We start from the raw sequence: 15523 nt of genomic DNA on the forward strand, positions 1-15523 counted from the left end.
ATGAAACTATTCTCGAATATAATATCCTTCGTGTTCCATCCGTTGCTTATGGTGACCTATGGGATCGTGTTGGCGTTGATGTTTACATTTCTCGCCATTTACCCGTTACCTGTGAAGCTGCTGATTGCCGGAGGTACCTTTATTTCGACAGCGATAGTTCCCGGGCTTTTCATCTTCTTATTGGTGAAAAATGGCGCGGCCGGCGATATAGAGCTTTCCGACCGGAAGGAGCGGGTGGTTCCTTATCTGATTTTTATCACTTCCATCTTGGTATGTATCTTTTTCCTGTATAAGATGCTGATGCCGTTTTGGTTGTTAGCGATGCTGATCGGGGCTTGCGTAGCCTTGGTAATCGCCTTATGCATCAATTTTGCTTGGAAGATTAGCGCGCATGCCATTGGTATCGGCGGGTTACTGGGCGGTGTTATGGGAGTGGCGCGTATCCATATGATAAATCCCTACTGGGCTTTTATAGTCGTGTTGATCGTGGCCGGTTTATTAGGTACCTCGCGTATCTTTTTAAAAAGGCATACACCAATGCAGGTATATGCGGGGTTTTGTCTGGGATTTATATGTACCTTTGTAGCCTCATTAATGAGTTATATCTATTTATTCATCTAATAAAAACACTAAAATTATGAATTTTCCTGCAGATTTAAAGTACACAAAAGACCATGAGTGGATTCGTGTAGAAGGTGACGTAGCTTATGTTGGTATTACTGATTACGCTCAAGGCGAGCTAGGTGAGATCGTTTATGTAGACATTACGACAGAGGGGGAGACCGTCGCTCAAGAAGAGGTGTTCGGTACGATTGAAGCTGTTAAGACTGTTTCCGATCTTTTCATGCCGGTTAGCGGAGAGGTTTTGGAAGTAAACGCTGAATTGGAAGACGCTCCTGAATTGGTTAATGAAGACGCTTATGGTAAAGGTTGGTTAATCAAGATTTCTCTTACGGACGCTTCTGAGTTGGAGGAACTATTATCCGCTGAAGACTATCAAAAATTAATCGCTAAATAAGAATGACACCTGTTGTAAGTATTATCATGGGTAGTACCTCGGATCTACCCGTTATGGAGAAGGCGGCTAAGTTATTGGATGAGATGGAGATCCCGTTCGAGATGCATGCTCTATCCGCACACCGTACTCCCGCTGAGGTGGAGGCTTTCGCCAAAGGAGCTAAAGGACGTGGAATCAAGGTTATCATCGCCGCTGCCGGAATGGCCGCTCATCTTTGCGGTGTGATCGCTTCCATGACGACGGTTCCCGTGATCGGCGTGCCTATTAACTCTACGCTGGACGGTATGGATGCCTTGTTGGCTATCGTACAGATGCCTCCGGGAATCCCTGTGGCTACTGTCGGCATCAATGGCGCTTTGAACGCTGGTATCCTTGCGGTGCAGATGCTTGCCGTCGGTGACGAGCAACTTCAGGAGAAGCTATCCGCTTATAAGGAGGATTTGAAGAAGAAAATCGTGAAGGCTAACGAGGAGTTGGCTAAGGTTTCTTTTAAATACAAAACTAATTAATTGAAAGTTGAAAGTTGAGAATTGAAAATTAAGGAGAAAGTCTCTCTTTAGGTTTTCAGTTCTCAACACTCATTCTCAATTTTCAATTCTCAATTTTCAATTAACAATGGCTTACTTTAATTACAACCGCCGTAAATCATCCGTTGCCCAAATCGGTGACACACCCATGGGAGGTGAGAATCCTATCCGTATTCAATCCATGGCTAATGTATCAACGATGGATACGGAGGCGGCGGTAGCTCAAGCGATCCGTATGATCGAGGCGGGAGCTGAGTATGTGCGTTTTACGGCACAGGGGGAACGGGAAGCCCGAAACTTGGGCGAGATTCGTAAACAATTGAATGAGCAAGGGTATACGACTCCTTTGGTCGCTGATATCCATTTTAATCCTAGAGCGGCTGATGCCGCCGCCGGTGAGGTGGAAAAGGTACGTATCAATCCGGGAAACTATGTAGATAAGGTAAAGACATTCAGCCATCTTGAATATACGGATGAGGAATATGCCGCCGAGATCGAGAAGATCCGTGAGCGGTTCGTCCCTTTCTTGAATATTTGTAAGGCACATGGCACCGCTATTCGTATCGGTGTGAATCATGGCTCGCTCTCCGATCGTATCATGAGCCGTTATGGTGATACGCCCGAGGGGATGGTAGCGAGTTGTATGGAGTTTCTTCGCATTTGCCGGGAGGAGAATTTCCCGGATGTGGTTATTTCGATTAAGGCTTCCAATACCGTTGTCATGGTAAGGACCGTGCGGTTGTTGGTTCGTACGATGGAGGCCGAGAATATGCATTACCCCTTGCACCTTGGGGTAACGGAGGCGGGTGACGGTGAGGACGGGCGTATCAAGAGCGCTGTCGGAATCGGTACGCTTCTATGTGACGGTATCGGTGATACGATCCGGGTTTCCTTGAGTGAGGACCCCGAGGCGGAAATGCCGGTAGCGCGTAAATTGGTGGATTATATTAGGGAACGGGAAAATCATCGTCCTATCGAGGCTTCGATGGCTCCCGGTTTCGATACGGTGGCGACATGCCGTCGTATAAGCCGTGTGGTGGAGGGTATCGGAGGTACTTTCCCGCCAGTCGTGATCTCCGATCGTAGTAACGGGGATTTTGAGTTTGATCATTTGTCCTTGCCGGACTATATATATATAGGAAAGGAAGATCCGGATAATTTGCCGGATAATTTCCGTTTATTGGTAGACGCTCATTTTTGGAAAGAGCGTCCGAATGCTTTTCCTTGCTTCATCGCCTCGGAAGCGGAGGAGTTAAAGGATTACGATTGTCCGCTTAAGTTTATCCGTCTGACGTATATGGATCTTACGGATCGTATGTTGGAGATCTTGAAAGCGGATAAGACCGTGGTGGTTTTATTAAGTACACATCATCGGAATGGGGTTGGCTCGCAACGTGCGGCTATGCATAAATTGCTGATGGCGGGTTGTGACGTGCCGGTTGTCTTGCATCGTGATTTCCGGGAGACGGATGTGGAGTTGTTGCAACTGAAATCCGCCGCCGATTTCGGTACGCTTTTGCTGGATGGTTTCGGGGATGGCTTGATGCTGCACAATGAGGGATGCGAGGCGGTTGTCTCGGATCGCTGTATGTTCGGGATCTTGCAGGCTACAAGAACCCGTATCAGTAAGACGGAATATATCTCTTGTCCGAGTTGCGGACGTACCTTGTACGACCTGCAAACAACGATCGCCCGTATCAAGGAGGCTACTTCCCATTTAAAAGGCTTGAAGATCGGTATCATGGGCTGTATCGTAAACGGCCCCGGCGAGATGGCCGATGCCGACTATGGTTATGTGGGTGCCGGACGTGGACAAATCAGCCTGTATAAAGGTAAGGAATGTGTCCTCAAGAATATCCCCGAGGAAGACGCTGTAGAACGTTTAGTTCAGTTAATAAAAGAGAACGGGGATTGGGTTAATTAGTTAATTCATTACCTTTGTGGAGATCAAGGATTAGAACCTATTAAGAAGTATGACAGTAAATGAATTGAAATATGTATATATAGAGGAAACCATGAGTGCCTTAGGTAATGAGGAGCTTATGGAAGCGATTCTTGATGCTGTAAGAAAAGTAAAAGTAAAGTATCAAGAAAGACAAGAGGTTTCTGATAGTTTGTTTGGAGATGTACCGGCATTACCTCATTCGATCGCTCAATTGAAAGAAAGTCTAGGGAGGGCTGAAGAGGATCGTGTCGCTGGACGTTTTACCCCGAGCGAGAAAGTCTTTCAAGAGCTAAGAAATGAATATCCGTTCTTATGCAAGTAGTTTGGCTTGATGAGGCTAAGGTGTTGTTTAAGGAAGCGATATCGTTTGGTTTTCTTGCTTTTGGGGAAAAGGCCGTGATTCGTTTTGTGGACGAAGTGCAGAGAACAAATGAGCGGCTGTCTGTTTTCCCTCGTTTAGGTAAGATTGAACCTGCTTTGAGAGGGCTTGAACGAGAGTATCGCAGTTTGGTTGTTCATAAGAATTATAAGGTTATTTATTATATAGATGATGATATGGTCTTTATCGCTTCGTTTTGGAGCACTCGGTGTAATCCGAATAGTCTCCGTTCGGGAATAAAGAAAATAAGATAATATATGAAAGTAAGAATTATCAATAAATCGCATCACCCGCTGCCGGGTTATGCGACTCCTTTATCTGCCGGGATGGATATCCGGGCGAATTTGTCGGAATCGGTTGTGTTGAAACCGTTGGAACGTAAATTAATCCCGACCGGACTTTATATCTCGCTGCCGGAAGGCTATGAGGCCCAGATGCGTCCTCGTAGCGGGCTGGCTTTAAAGCATGGGATAACCCTGCTGAATACGCCGGGTACGATCGATGCCGATTATCGGGGGGAGATCGGTATCATTCTCGTGAATCTATCTTCCGAGCCTTTTACGGTGAATGATGGTGAGCGTATCTGCCAAATGGTTATAGCCGCTCATAGCCATGTGGATTGGGAACCCGTGGAGACGTTGGATGATACGGAGCGGGGAGCCGGGGGATTCGGTCATACCGGAAAAGAATAAGAATAATAAGGTTAACAAGAATAATAGGATGTTTAAGCAACTGATATATCTCATCTCTTTCCTCTCGTTGGTCGCTGTGCTCCCGGCTGGTGCTACAGAAACGGAGAAGGATCAACGTAAATTCGATTACTTCTTTTATGAGGGCTTGAACTTGAAGAACGCCGGGAAATTCGACGCCGCTTATGATGCCTTCAACCATTGCTTGGCGATTGACTCGACGGCGGCTCCGGTCTTGTATGAGCTTTCTTCTTTTTATGTGCAGCTGAACCGTCCGGAGAAAGCGGTCGAGATGTTGAAAAGAGCCGTAGCCAACAGCAAGGATAATTTCACGTATAAAATGGCATTGGCGTCTATCACCCGGAATCTGGGTATGTATGGCGAAGCCGCCGAGGAGTACGAGGAACTGGTTCGTGATTATCCGGAGAAGGAGGAGCTGAATTATTATCTGGCCGATGCCTTGACGCAAGCCGGCGAGATCGGGAAGGCGATCGAGGCTTATGACGCCTTGGAGTCGGTTATGGGTATGAACGAGGCGATCTCCATGCAGAAATACAAACTGTACGTCCAGTTGGAGAAACCGGAAGAGGCTTTCAAGGAGATCGAGAAGCTAGCGGCTAAATATCCTATGGAGGCCCGTTACCAGATCGTATTGGGTGATCTTCATTTGGAAAACGGGGAGATGGACAAGGCTTTGGCTTGCTATCAAAAAGCGAATGAGATTGATCCGACTGACCCTTATTATATCGTCTCTATGGCCAATTACTACGAGGCGAAAGGGGATAAGGAGGCCGCCGAGCAACAAATCCGTAGCGCTTTGGTAAACGAGAAGCTGGACGTGGAGACGAAAGTGAACATCCTTTCCCGGTATATCTTGAAACTGCAACAAACGAAGCAGGGAACTGAGAACGCGAATCATTTATTCCAAACCCTTTTGGAGCAACATCCGGAGGATATCGATTTAAAACTGATGTATGGCGGTCTCTTGATGGCCCAAGGAAAGACAGAGGAGGCGAAATTCCAGTTCCAGTTGGTAACCGAGATGGAACCGAGTAACGCCGGGGCTTGGCAGCAATTGCTGAATCTGGCTTTGAAAGGGGAGGATATCCCGGAGGTCATCCGTATCTGTACGGCTTGTATGGAGCTTTTTCCCGAGTCGCCGGAATATTACTTCTATCTGGGTATCGCTTACTACCAACAACAGAAATATCAAGAAGCCTTGAATACCTATTATGCGGGCTTGAATATCATTCCGAAGGAGAACCTGCCGCTGAAATCGGATTTCTACGGCCAGATCGGTGATATTTATTACCAGATGGGGCAATTGGATCAAGCGTATAAAGCGTACGATGAGGCATTGAAGTACAATGACAAGAACGTGGTCGTACTGAACAACTACAGTTACTTCCTTTCCTTGGAGAAGAAAGACTTGAAGAAGGCGGAGCGTATGAGCGCCCAATGTATCAAGCTGGAACCGGACAACGCCACGTATCTGGATACCTACGCTTGGATCTTCTTCGTACAAGGAAACTATACCTTGGCGAAAATCTATATCGAGAGCGCTTTGGAGAAAGATAAGACAAAGAGCGCCGAACTCGTGGATCATTATGGGGACATCCTTTTCATGAACGGTGATAAGGAAAAAGCGGTGGAGCAATGGAAAAAGGCGAAAGAGATGGGGAAGGATTCCGAGATCTTGAACCGTAAGATCGCCGAGCAACAATATATAGAAGACGAGAACGCGAAATGAAAAGAGACTATTTCTTGACCTTCCTGTTATGTGGAGGTCTTTTACTTTCGATGTTGACAGGCTGTAAATCGTCCAAGAAAGTCGGGACGGTGGAATCCGCTAGCGTGAAGGCTCATAATGAGTTCTTCCAGTCGGTGGAGGATCAATCCTTCCAGTTCCGTACCTTGACGGCCCGGCTGAACGTGGATCTGGATATCCCCGGTAAGCAAATGAGCTCTCGGGTGGATATGAAGATGGTCAAGGATAGCGCTTTCCAACTGTCGGTACAGCCATTTCTCGGGATCGAGATCTTCCGTATCGAGTTGAGCCGGGATACGATCAAGGTGGTAGACCGCATGAATAAACGCTATATGATCGAGAATTATTCCAATTTACAAGGGCAGACTCCGATCGAGTTCAACTTCTATAATTTGCAGGCTCTTTTCACGAATCATCTGTTTATCCCGGGGGAGCAGGGTGTTTCCCGCAAGCACTATAATCGTTTTAAGCTGAATCAAGAAGGTCCGGTAGCCGAGATCAAGACCAAGGATGCCATGGGGTTATTTTATACCTTTAAGGCGGACGGCGAGGAGAAACTTCTCTCTACCTATGTAGCGGACCCTTCCGATCGTTATGCCTTGCAATGGCTGTACGAGGATTTTCGCTTGGTGGATCGGCAGCCGTTCCCGATGTTGATGGATGTGCAGGTGTTGAAGAACGGGAATCCCGAGGGTGGGGTGAAGATCCATTACTCCCGTATCCAACTGGACGAGCCGCTCAAGTTGGATTTTTCGGTTCCTTCTAAATATAAGCGTATTACCTTTGCGCAAGTATTGAAAACGATTACGAATCTGAATCAATAATCTATCATGAGGTACGTCTGGATCGTTCTATTGGCATTGTCTTTATCTACCGTGGTTTACGGTCAGAAATCCGCTGCTGTCCGTCAGTTGGAGCAGCAGCGCAAGGAGGCGTTGGCCGATATCGAGGAGACGAATAAATTATTACAAGAGACGGCCCAGACTGCTAAAACTTCCCTGAACCGTTTGAATCTACTTTCCAAACAAATTCTTTCGCGTAAGAAAGTCATCAGTTTATTGAACCAAGAGCTGGATGAGATCGAGAAAGATATCTTGAATATCCAAGGCCAGTTGCGCACCTTAAAACGGGAACTGGGCGATAAGCAGACGAATTACGGTAAATCGATGCGAGGGCTTTATAAACGCCATAGCTCGCAAGATAAATTGTTGTTTATCCTATCCGCCGAGAGTTTCTCTCAATCCATGCGGCGTATGCGGTATTTGCGGGAATATGCGGATTGGCAGAAGCGGCAAGCGAATGACATCGTTGAAAAGCAGGCCGAGATCAGCCGCAAGCAAGCTGAGATGGAGAAGACCCGTGCCGAGAAGCGTGTCCTTTTAGGAACTCGTCAAGAAGAGAGTAAGAAGCTAGAAAGTGAGGAAGCTTCTCAGAAAGAGGAAGTCCAGCTATTGAATAAGAGACAAAAGGATTTGAAGGCGGATCTCCAAAAGAAGCGTCGTCAAGCCGAGGCTTTAAACCGACAGATAGAGAAGCAGATCGCCGAGGAGATCGCCCGTGCCGAGGCCGAGGCGAAAGCCGCCCGTGAACGTGCGGAACGTGAGCGTCGTGCCCGTGAACAAGCTGCCGCTAAGGGTAAACCCGTACCGGAGAGTAAAAACGAGCCGATCCGTGAGGAACGTGTGGCAGATACGAAAGGGGGCTATGCGATGACAAAGGCGGAGAAGCAATTGTCCGATAACTTCGCCAATAACCGGGGACGTTTGCCGTATCCGGTGGCCGGAAGACATACGATCGTCTCTACATTCGGCGAGCAACAGCATCAGGAGTTGAAATATGTTCGTACCAGTAATAGTGGTATCGATATCCAGACCTCACCCGGGGCGGATGCCCGTGCGGTATTCAATGGGGAGGTAACGCGTGTGTTCGTGGTGCCGGGGTATAATAATTCCGTAATCGTTCGTCATGGTAACTACTTGACGGTTTATAGCAATTTGAGTCAGGTATATGTAAAAGCAGGCGACCGGGTCTCTACCCGTCAAGCGATCGGAAGGATCTATTCGGATCCGGAGGACGGTAATTCCACGATCCTCCATTTCCAATTGTGGAAGGAAAAGACGAAGCTGAATCCGCAGCCTTGGTTGGAATAAAAGCGGTTGTGATATGTTAAAACTATGATGGGCATTATAAGGCTGTTACGATGCCTGTTGTAAGGATGCTAGAATGCCCATTGTAACAACCTTATAATGCCTATTGTAATTTTCTCGTTTAACGCTCGTTCAATACGTTGTATAATCCATTCAGATCGTCGGCACCTACCAAGTCTACACCTTCCTTGATGAAGAAGCGTTTGAACTGCTCGGTATCCGGGGCGCCCCACCAACGGAATAGTTTTCCCTCATCGTGGACTTTCCGGATGATCTCACGCATCTTCTGTAGTTGGTCGGCGGGCATCTCGCCTTCACCTTTCCAAGTGAAGAAATCGGAGTAATTATCGCTTATGACCGGAGCGAGGGAAGCAGGGATGCCCTGTCCCAGATCCTTTATTTGTCCGTCGAGGAAGGTGAAGCGGCTGTTCTCTTTCGGCAGGCTGTTTTTCGGACGGTCACCGGAAAGGAAGAAGAGGACGGCACCTTCTTTATATTCGCCGTTATCGACGGAACAGAAATATTCCTCGTAAGGTTCCATCTGTTTCTTTAATAGCTTGTACATCTCTTCGCCTTGTGCCTTGCAATCCACCATCAGGTAGAAAGGACGATCGCTATCGGGATAGACCTTACCTCCATTCGCTTGTATGCGGGCCACGAGCGGCTTGAGGTATAGGTTCTCGAAGGTAATGGCCGGGTTGGGTTCCGGGCGATCATGGGAAACGTATAGCTCGCCATCGATCAGCCACAGATCGGCCTCCACGCAGTTGAAGCGGAAGGACAAGGCGTCCAGCAGAGGTCTCTCCCGCCAATAATCATTGTGCGAGAAGGCGTTGTAATGAATTGCGGAGGAGGCTTTCTGAATCGTCTGCTCCGTGGTTGTCTCCGCCACTTGAACTGTGTCCGATCCCTTCGGGGAGGAGCAAGCCGTACAGAGGGCGAGGGAGGTGATAAATAAGGATAGAATCTGTTTCATATACTAATTGTTTTTTGAGTCCAGTTGTAGAGACGGGGCACGCCCCGTCTCTACAACTGGATGTTTATGGATTTGCTGTCTTATACGGTTCGCGTGCCGGGTTTTACGTTAGCCGTCTTCTGTTTGTCGCCCCAAAGGACGGTTAGTTCCAAGGGGACGTCGCTGGTAATTTCTACCTGCGGCTCTTGGGTAGCGGAAGAACGGGCCTTGACTTTGATCGCTACCAGACCGTCGAGGCCGAAAGGATAACGGTCGATACCATAAGCCTCCGTCAAGTTCACGTCTACGGTCAATTTCTTCTCGTACACATTGGAGCGGATGCCGAAGATTTGCTCGATCAAGCCGGAGATCGGTGCCAGTCCGCCCCAGCCCACGAAATTCGGGCGAGCCATGAAGCCCGGCTCCTCATGCTCCGGAGCGTAGTATTCCCAGAACGTACCGGTATTCTTATACACCTTTAGGACGTTATCGTAATGGTTGCGTGCGATCTCGTAAGCCAATTTACGGTAGCCTTGTTGCAATAGGCCGGTAATCACCATATAATTCGCTCCCGGCCATACGCCACCCTGCCAGTAGCGGCCGTTATCCTTGTATTTAGGATGGTTGGCGGCAAGGGAAGGGACGCGGTGCAGGCGGTTGAATGTCTCCTTGTTATCCAGCTCGGCCACGAAAGCGTCCATGCGTTCCTTGGATAGGACATCGGTCAATAAGGCCCAGTATGCGTAGATTCCCTTGGTGGAGGAAAGACTTCCGTCGGCGTATTGATCGAAAAGGAAATGCTCCTTCTCGTCCCATAGGTTCTCGTTGATATACTTCTTTAGCATCTTCTGCTCGTCCTCGAACTCCTCGATCTCCTGCCAACGCTCCAGATAGAAACCCATCTCAAGCAGATGCCCGGCGGTGAAGTATTGTTGCAAGCAAACGTCCAGCCAGATCATATGGCCGTGGCTGTATATCGGATTGTATTTCGGTTCCACCCGGGGCATGTTGTCCATGCCGGTACCCCAACCGCTGGTCCAATACGTACCGTTGCGCCACGTATGGTTTAGCTTCAACCATTTATAATAAGCGCAAAGGGCGGGGAATATCTTGTGTAGGCGGTCCATATCGCCGAACTGCTTATAATAGACGATCTCGCTCCAAGGGAGGATATTCGGTCCGGTGCTGGTCGGATCGTAACGCTCGAAACAGTCCGCTCCGTCCGCCTTGATCTCCCGGCAGATGAAACCGTCCGGATGTTGTTTGGCGTAAAAATTATCTAACGTACGTTGGAAGGGGAAGAAGCGGGTACCGAAACGGGCGAACATCATCATGAAGGCGGAGTCCCACATGAAGATATTGCCGTTGTAGGCGACATCGAGGTAACTGCATACGAAACCGGAATCTGGTTCAGGGGCCTTGATGTTGCCGATGCCGATTTGCCAAGCCTTCCAGTACATCTCGATTTCCTTCTCGTGTCCGCTCCAAGTCGGGTCCGGGAGGATTTGCTTGGCCTCCTCGAAGGTTCCGGGCGTGATGGTCTCCGGTCTCGCTGTCCGGAACTCATTCTCGGTCACGAAGGGTTCCTTCAGGTAGGTGTTCTTGTAAGGAAGATTGTACTTGGGTCGTTTCTCTTCCATTTTCTCTTGCGCTAAAAGGTTCCCGGCGGGAACGGAGGCCGCACCTGCTGCGAGAAGGGATTGCTTTAAGAAGTTTCGTCTTGTTGTCATTCCTTATGATATTTTTATTGGGGGAGAGAGGGAGAAGGTGCGCCTCAGTCGGTGAACACGGTCCTCCCGGTCGGGTACCGTAGTACTGCTAGTCAAGTACTGCTGTCCTCTCAGCCAAAGTACTGCGGTACTTGGGCAGGGGTACTGCGGTACCCGACCGGGAGGATTGCGGTACTTGACTAGCGGGATAGCGGCCTGTTATACTCTCCATCGGATGAATACTGTTTGATTATAGATTCAGGAGCTTTTTGATCTTCCAGAAGATATCCGTATTCTCGAAGATACCCGTGAAGTTCTCGGCGCCCGGGCCGAAAGCGTAAACGGGAACCATGACACCGCTGTGGCTACCGGTGGAGAATTTACAGACGATACGGCCCTCGTTCAGATCCCCGTCCACCAAGGTAAGGCCACCGGTCTCGTGATCGGCAGTTACGACAACCAATGTCTCACCGTCTTGGGCGGCCCATTCGAAGATACGTCCGATCGTACGGTCGAAATCATGTGTCTCTTGCATCAACAGGTCGATATCGTTGAAATGTCCGTAATCATCCAATTGGGAGCCCTCTACCATCAGGAAGAAACCTTCCGGGTTTTGTCCCAGCAGATCGATCGCTTTCATCGAGGCACGAGCCAAGAGATCGCCTCGCTCGGCGGGAAGCGGGGTATCTACGGTATCGGTAACGCAGAATACCTTGCCTTTTTGAATTTTCGCCAGTTCCTCCCAGCTACGGGGAGTCTGGTAACCTTTCTCCCTTAATTCCTTGAACAAATCACGTCCGTCTGCACGGTTCTCGAATAGCTTGGAGCCGCCGCCGAATACGTAATCGACGCCACAGTTCACGTAATCCGCTACGATCTCGGCCTCGGCGTCGCGATCCGTATTGTGGCAGCAGAAGTCGGCGGGCGTAGCGTCCCATAGGCGACAGGTAACGGCGATGCCGCTTGACAGGCCTTTCTTGTTCGCCAAGGTAGCCAGAGATTCCAAGGGTTTGCCTGCCGGGTCTACGCCTACCATATGGTAGTTCGTTTTATGGCCGGTGGCCAGTGCGGTACCTCCGGCTCCGGAGTCGGTGATGAGGCGGTTGGCGCAATAGGTTTTCGAGAGGCCGGTGTATTGGGAGTTGTCCAGCCAGAGCTTGCCCCGGTTGGCGGTCCAAGCGGAATACATGTGCATAAGGCTCATGCCGTCGCCGATCATGAGGATCACGTTCTTTATTTTCTTTCCGGTAGGGGGGACTAGTTTCTTGACCTCGTAAGGTTTCTCTAGTACATACGTTTGTTCTTTGTCTCGGCGACTTTGTGCCGCGGCCTCCGGAACGATCATGCCGGATAGCAGGATGGCTAAGGAGGATAGCACGGATAGAGTTGTTCTTCTCATATGATTCAGTATTTAATATTATCAATTTATATAAAGGTTCTCTGTTGGGATCGCGTCTAGTTTGGACATGCTTGGCGTACGCCAGCTCCAGCCTAGGTACTCACCCTCGTAATCCTCGAAATAATGCAAGGCGAAGGGGTGGTAGCCTTTTTGTAAGGGGATGCGTCCCGTCGCATCGATGGCGGCGTGGGAGGCATCATTGTCCACTACCTTTTCTTTGCCGATATAGAGGACGCTACCGTCATCCGAGCGGGTACTGAACTCATAGACTCCATCTTCCGGGGCGTATATATATCCGGTGAAGATATAACCGAAATGATCCGGCAGCTTGGCGTTTAGGATGGAAGGCTCAGGCATTGTTCCGGTCTCGACCGCCTTCGCTTTTTGCAGATCGGCTACCCATTGGAACTCTCCTTCGTAATAGGTATAAGCTACCCCATGCTTCGTAGGCTGTATGGATAATGCGGGGCGTAATACGGCTTTTGTCGCTTGGATCGAGTACGTACGGCAGGGAACGAATCCCTTTTTATATCCTTTGGCCTTGATAATCGTGGTCTCTTTTAAGACGAATGGCTCGCTGTATACCGGAGCGTTCTCATCCGGTTCCGATCCGTCAAGCGTGTAATGGATAACCGCCTCGGGTGTCGTGGATTTTAGTTCCGCCGTAATCTCACCTTCAAATAAATCCAGATCATTCGCTATGTAAGGGATAGAGACGGTAGGTTGCTCCGTATAGGAATAGGGAGCGTACTCGGGAGCGGTTCCCCAACGCTTGTCCGGTGTCGCCGAGAGCGTAAAGTCCAGTGTACCTCCTTGCATCAACTGGTCGTATGTGATATAGCAATGCTTAATCTCTTTTCCATTCAGCGATACGCTCGTGATGTATTTATTCTTTTCCGGTTGGTTTGCCGTGATCGTAAGTATCTTTCCGTTTCCGAGTTTCACGGTCGCTTTGTCAAAAAGCGGCGTAGTCAGGATAAACTGGTTGCTACCCGGACAAACGGAGTAGAAACCAAGGCTGCTCAACAGGTACCAAGCGGACATCTGCCCGCAATCCTCGTTGCCGATAATCCCCTCGGGAGTCGGCTGGTACATCTCGTCCAGCAAGCGACGGGTCCATTCCTGTGTCTTCCAGGGCTGGCCCACATAGCTATATAGGTAAGCCATGTGGTGGCTAGGCTCGTTGCCATGCGCATATTGACCGACCAATCCTGTAACGTCTACCAGATCGCCGACTACCTCGGAGGTAACCATAAATAAGCTATCCAGATCAGCGATGAACGCCTCCCGGCCTCCGAACAACTGGGTCAATCCATATACGTCATGCGGGGTAAAGAAACGATATTGCCAGGCCGTAGCCTCCGTATAGGAACGTCCGATGGCGAATGGATCGAAAGGAGTCTCCCAATTCCCATCCTGCCGTTTGCCCCGGAAGAACCGGGTACTACCGTCGAATACGTTGATAAAATTCTGGGAGCGCTTGATGAACGTCTCATAATCATCCATATGTCCTAAAGCTTTCGCCATTTGTGCGATACACCAATCATCGTAGGCGAATTCCAATAGGCAGGAAACCGATTCTTTCTTGATATTCGTCGGGATGAAGCCTTCCTTTATATAATAATCCGCTCCTTTCTTATTCTTCTCCGCTGAGATTTTCATCGCTTCGAGAGCGTGTTCTGCGTCATATCCGCGAATACCTTTCAAATAAGCGTCCGCTATAATCGATGTGGAGTGATAACCGATCATGGTTCCGGTCTCGCCCGCCGATAAGGGCCATAACGGAAGCTCGCCGCTGGCGTCGTACATATCCAAGAGAGACTGTACCATATCATTCACCAAGGTAGTATCCAACAGAGTCATCATCGGATGCCAGGCCCGGAAGGTGTCCCAAGTGGAGAAGGTGGAGAATTGGCGGCGACCTGCCGGGATCGTCGCTACGCTCATGTCGTGACGGCGGTATTGTCCGTTCACGTCGCTCGCTATATTCGGGATGATCTTGCTATGGTATAGTGCCGTATAGAAGTTCGTGCGCTCGGCTTCGGTGCCTCCTTCTACCGTGATAACGTCCAGCTCTTTTTCCCAATCGGAGCGTGTCGCTTGATGGATGGCATCGAAATCAAAGCCATAGGAATCCGTCTCTTGCTCAAGGTTCAGACGGGCGTTCTCCTCATTTACGATCGATACCCCGACTTTGCAGACGATGGGCTTTCCGGTAGTCGTATCGAAGGTAAGTACGGCTTGCCGTTCGGAAGGCTGTTCCATGGAAGAGAACGGTTGCGAGAACTGCGCTACAAAGAAGACATATTGATTGTCTACCCAGCCCCGGGTACGCCGCATACCGGTAAGCTCATTCTCCCCGGTTTGCTTAACCCAGCCTTCGTATATATATTCGTTATCCAATAAATGGTCCATATCGACCACCAACGTAGCCTCTGTCTCTTTTTTATAGGTATATCGGTGTATCCCGACATGCGGGGTCGTGGTAAGTTCCGCTAATACACCTGCCTCCTTGAGATTCACCGAGTAGTAGCCCGGGGAAGCCTTCTCGTCTGAGTGTGAGAACGCTAAAGGTGTCTGGAGAGACGGGCGGAATAGGATATCGCCTAGGTCGATACATCCCGTACCGCTTAAATGGGTATGGGAAAAACCCATTAAGGTAGAATCGCTGTAATGATAGCCAGAACAAGCGTCCCAATTACCTTTCCGGGTGTCCGGGCTTAGTTGGACCGCTCCGTAGGGAGCCGTGGCCCCGGGATACGTGTGTCCGTGAAATCCCGTGCCGATAAACGGATCCACGGAATCGATGGGGGATTGTGGAGCTTGGCTACAGGCCGTGAATAAGGCTATTATTCCTGTACACAAGCAAGAAGAAAGCGTTTGAATTAATCTCATGGTATATTTTTTGTTTAATATATAGTATACAATAGGCAAAGGTAAGCTACCTATTTGAGATATGCGTTTTTACCCGGTAGAAAATAACATGG

The 15523-nt window shown here is 49.2% G+C and carries 14 protein-coding genes; 10 read left to right on the forward strand and 4 right to left on the reverse strand.

Features of this window, described 5'->3' with window-relative positions:
* The 10 genes from ACYIA1_RS17065 (at nt 1) to ACYIA1_RS17110 (ending at nt 8476) form a co-directional block, all read left to right on the forward strand.
* Nucleotides 1-621: a hypothetical protein gene (locus ACYIA1_RS17065; RefSeq protein WP_005863464.1), complete on the forward strand. Its 621-nt coding sequence runs from the start codon at nt 1-3 to the stop codon at nt 619-621.
* A gap of 16 nt (nt 622-637) precedes the next feature.
* The gene (gcvH, locus tag ACYIA1_RS17070; RefSeq protein WP_005863462.1) at nt 638-1018 is read left to right on the forward strand and encodes a glycine cleavage system protein GcvH; all 381 of its coding nucleotides are present in this window, start codon (nt 638-640) and stop codon (nt 1016-1018) included.
* Between the two features lie 2 nt (nt 1019-1020).
* Nucleotides 1021-1527: a 5-(carboxyamino)imidazole ribonucleotide mutase gene (purE, locus tag ACYIA1_RS17075; RefSeq protein ID WP_413646804.1), complete on the forward strand. Its 507-nt coding sequence runs from the start codon at nt 1021-1023 to the stop codon at nt 1525-1527.
* A gap of 106 nt (nt 1528-1633) precedes the next feature.
* Complete coding sequence (locus tag ACYIA1_RS17080; RefSeq protein WP_005863460.1) at nt 1634-3469, forward strand: 4-hydroxy-3-methylbut-2-en-1-yl diphosphate synthase; 1836 nt, start codon at nt 1634-1636, stop codon at nt 3467-3469.
* Between the two features lie 49 nt (nt 3470-3518).
* Nucleotides 3519-3812, forward strand: a complete 294-nt coding sequence (locus ACYIA1_RS17085) for a hypothetical protein (RefSeq protein ID WP_480336057.1) — start codon at nt 3519-3521, stop codon at nt 3810-3812.
* Nucleotides 3803-4123, forward strand: a complete 321-nt coding sequence (locus tag ACYIA1_RS17090; protein ID WP_044545172.1) for a type II toxin-antitoxin system RelE/ParE family toxin — start codon at nt 3803-3805, stop codon at nt 4121-4123. Before ACYIA1_RS17085 ends, ACYIA1_RS17090 begins: the two co-directional genes overlap by 10 nt.
* Nucleotides 4124-4126: 3 nt before the next feature.
* Nucleotides 4127-4561, forward strand: a complete 435-nt coding sequence (gene dut, locus ACYIA1_RS17095; protein ID WP_005860037.1) for a dUTP diphosphatase — start codon at nt 4127-4129, stop codon at nt 4559-4561.
* Between the two features lie 28 nt (nt 4562-4589).
* On the forward strand, nt 4590-6308 hold the full coding sequence (locus ACYIA1_RS17100) for a tetratricopeptide repeat protein (RefSeq protein WP_005863454.1): 1719 nt from the start codon (nt 4590-4592) through the stop codon (nt 6306-6308).
* Nucleotides 6305-7150, forward strand: coding sequence for a lipoprotein insertase outer membrane protein LolB1 (gene lolB1, locus ACYIA1_RS17105; protein ID WP_005860032.1), 846 nt, complete (start codon nt 6305-6307; stop codon nt 7148-7150). The genes ACYIA1_RS17100 and lolB1 overlap by 4 nt, the downstream gene beginning before the upstream one ends.
* A 6-nt stretch (nt 7151-7156) precedes the next feature.
* Entirely contained in the window at nt 7157-8476 is a 1320-nt protein-coding gene (locus ACYIA1_RS17110) for a murein hydrolase activator EnvC family protein (RefSeq protein WP_044545170.1), read from the forward strand.
* A 118-nt stretch (nt 8477-8594) separates the two neighbouring features.
* Here ACYIA1_RS17110 and ACYIA1_RS17115 read toward each other — a convergent pair whose 3' ends face one another.
* The 4 genes from ACYIA1_RS17115 to ACYIA1_RS17130 all read right to left on the reverse strand — a co-directional run bounded on the left by ACYIA1_RS17115 (nt 8595) and on the right by ACYIA1_RS17130 (nt 15431).
* Complete coding sequence (locus ACYIA1_RS17115; protein WP_480336060.1) at nt 8595-9449, reverse strand: phosphatidylinositol-specific phospholipase C/glycerophosphodiester phosphodiesterase family protein; 855 nt, start codon at nt 9447-9449, stop codon at nt 8595-8597.
* 80 nt (nt 9450-9529) lie between these two features.
* On the reverse strand, nt 9530-11158 hold the full coding sequence (locus tag ACYIA1_RS17120; protein WP_048927008.1) for an MGH1-like glycoside hydrolase domain-containing protein: 1629 nt from the start codon (nt 11156-11158) through the stop codon (nt 9530-9532).
* A 229-nt stretch (nt 11159-11387) separates the two neighbouring features.
* The gene (locus tag ACYIA1_RS17125) at nt 11388-12536 is read right to left on the reverse strand and encodes an alkaline phosphatase (protein WP_121960697.1); all 1149 of its coding nucleotides are present in this window, start codon (nt 12534-12536) and stop codon (nt 11388-11390) included.
* A gap of 21 nt (nt 12537-12557) precedes the next feature.
* On the reverse strand, nt 12558-15431 hold the full coding sequence (locus tag ACYIA1_RS17130; RefSeq protein WP_480336063.1) for a GH92 family glycosyl hydrolase: 2874 nt from the start codon (nt 15429-15431) through the stop codon (nt 12558-12560).
* Between the last annotated feature and the right edge of the window lie 92 nt (nt 15432-15523).

The sequence above is a fragment of the Parabacteroides sp. KHUB-02 genome, from assembly GCF_056640955.1.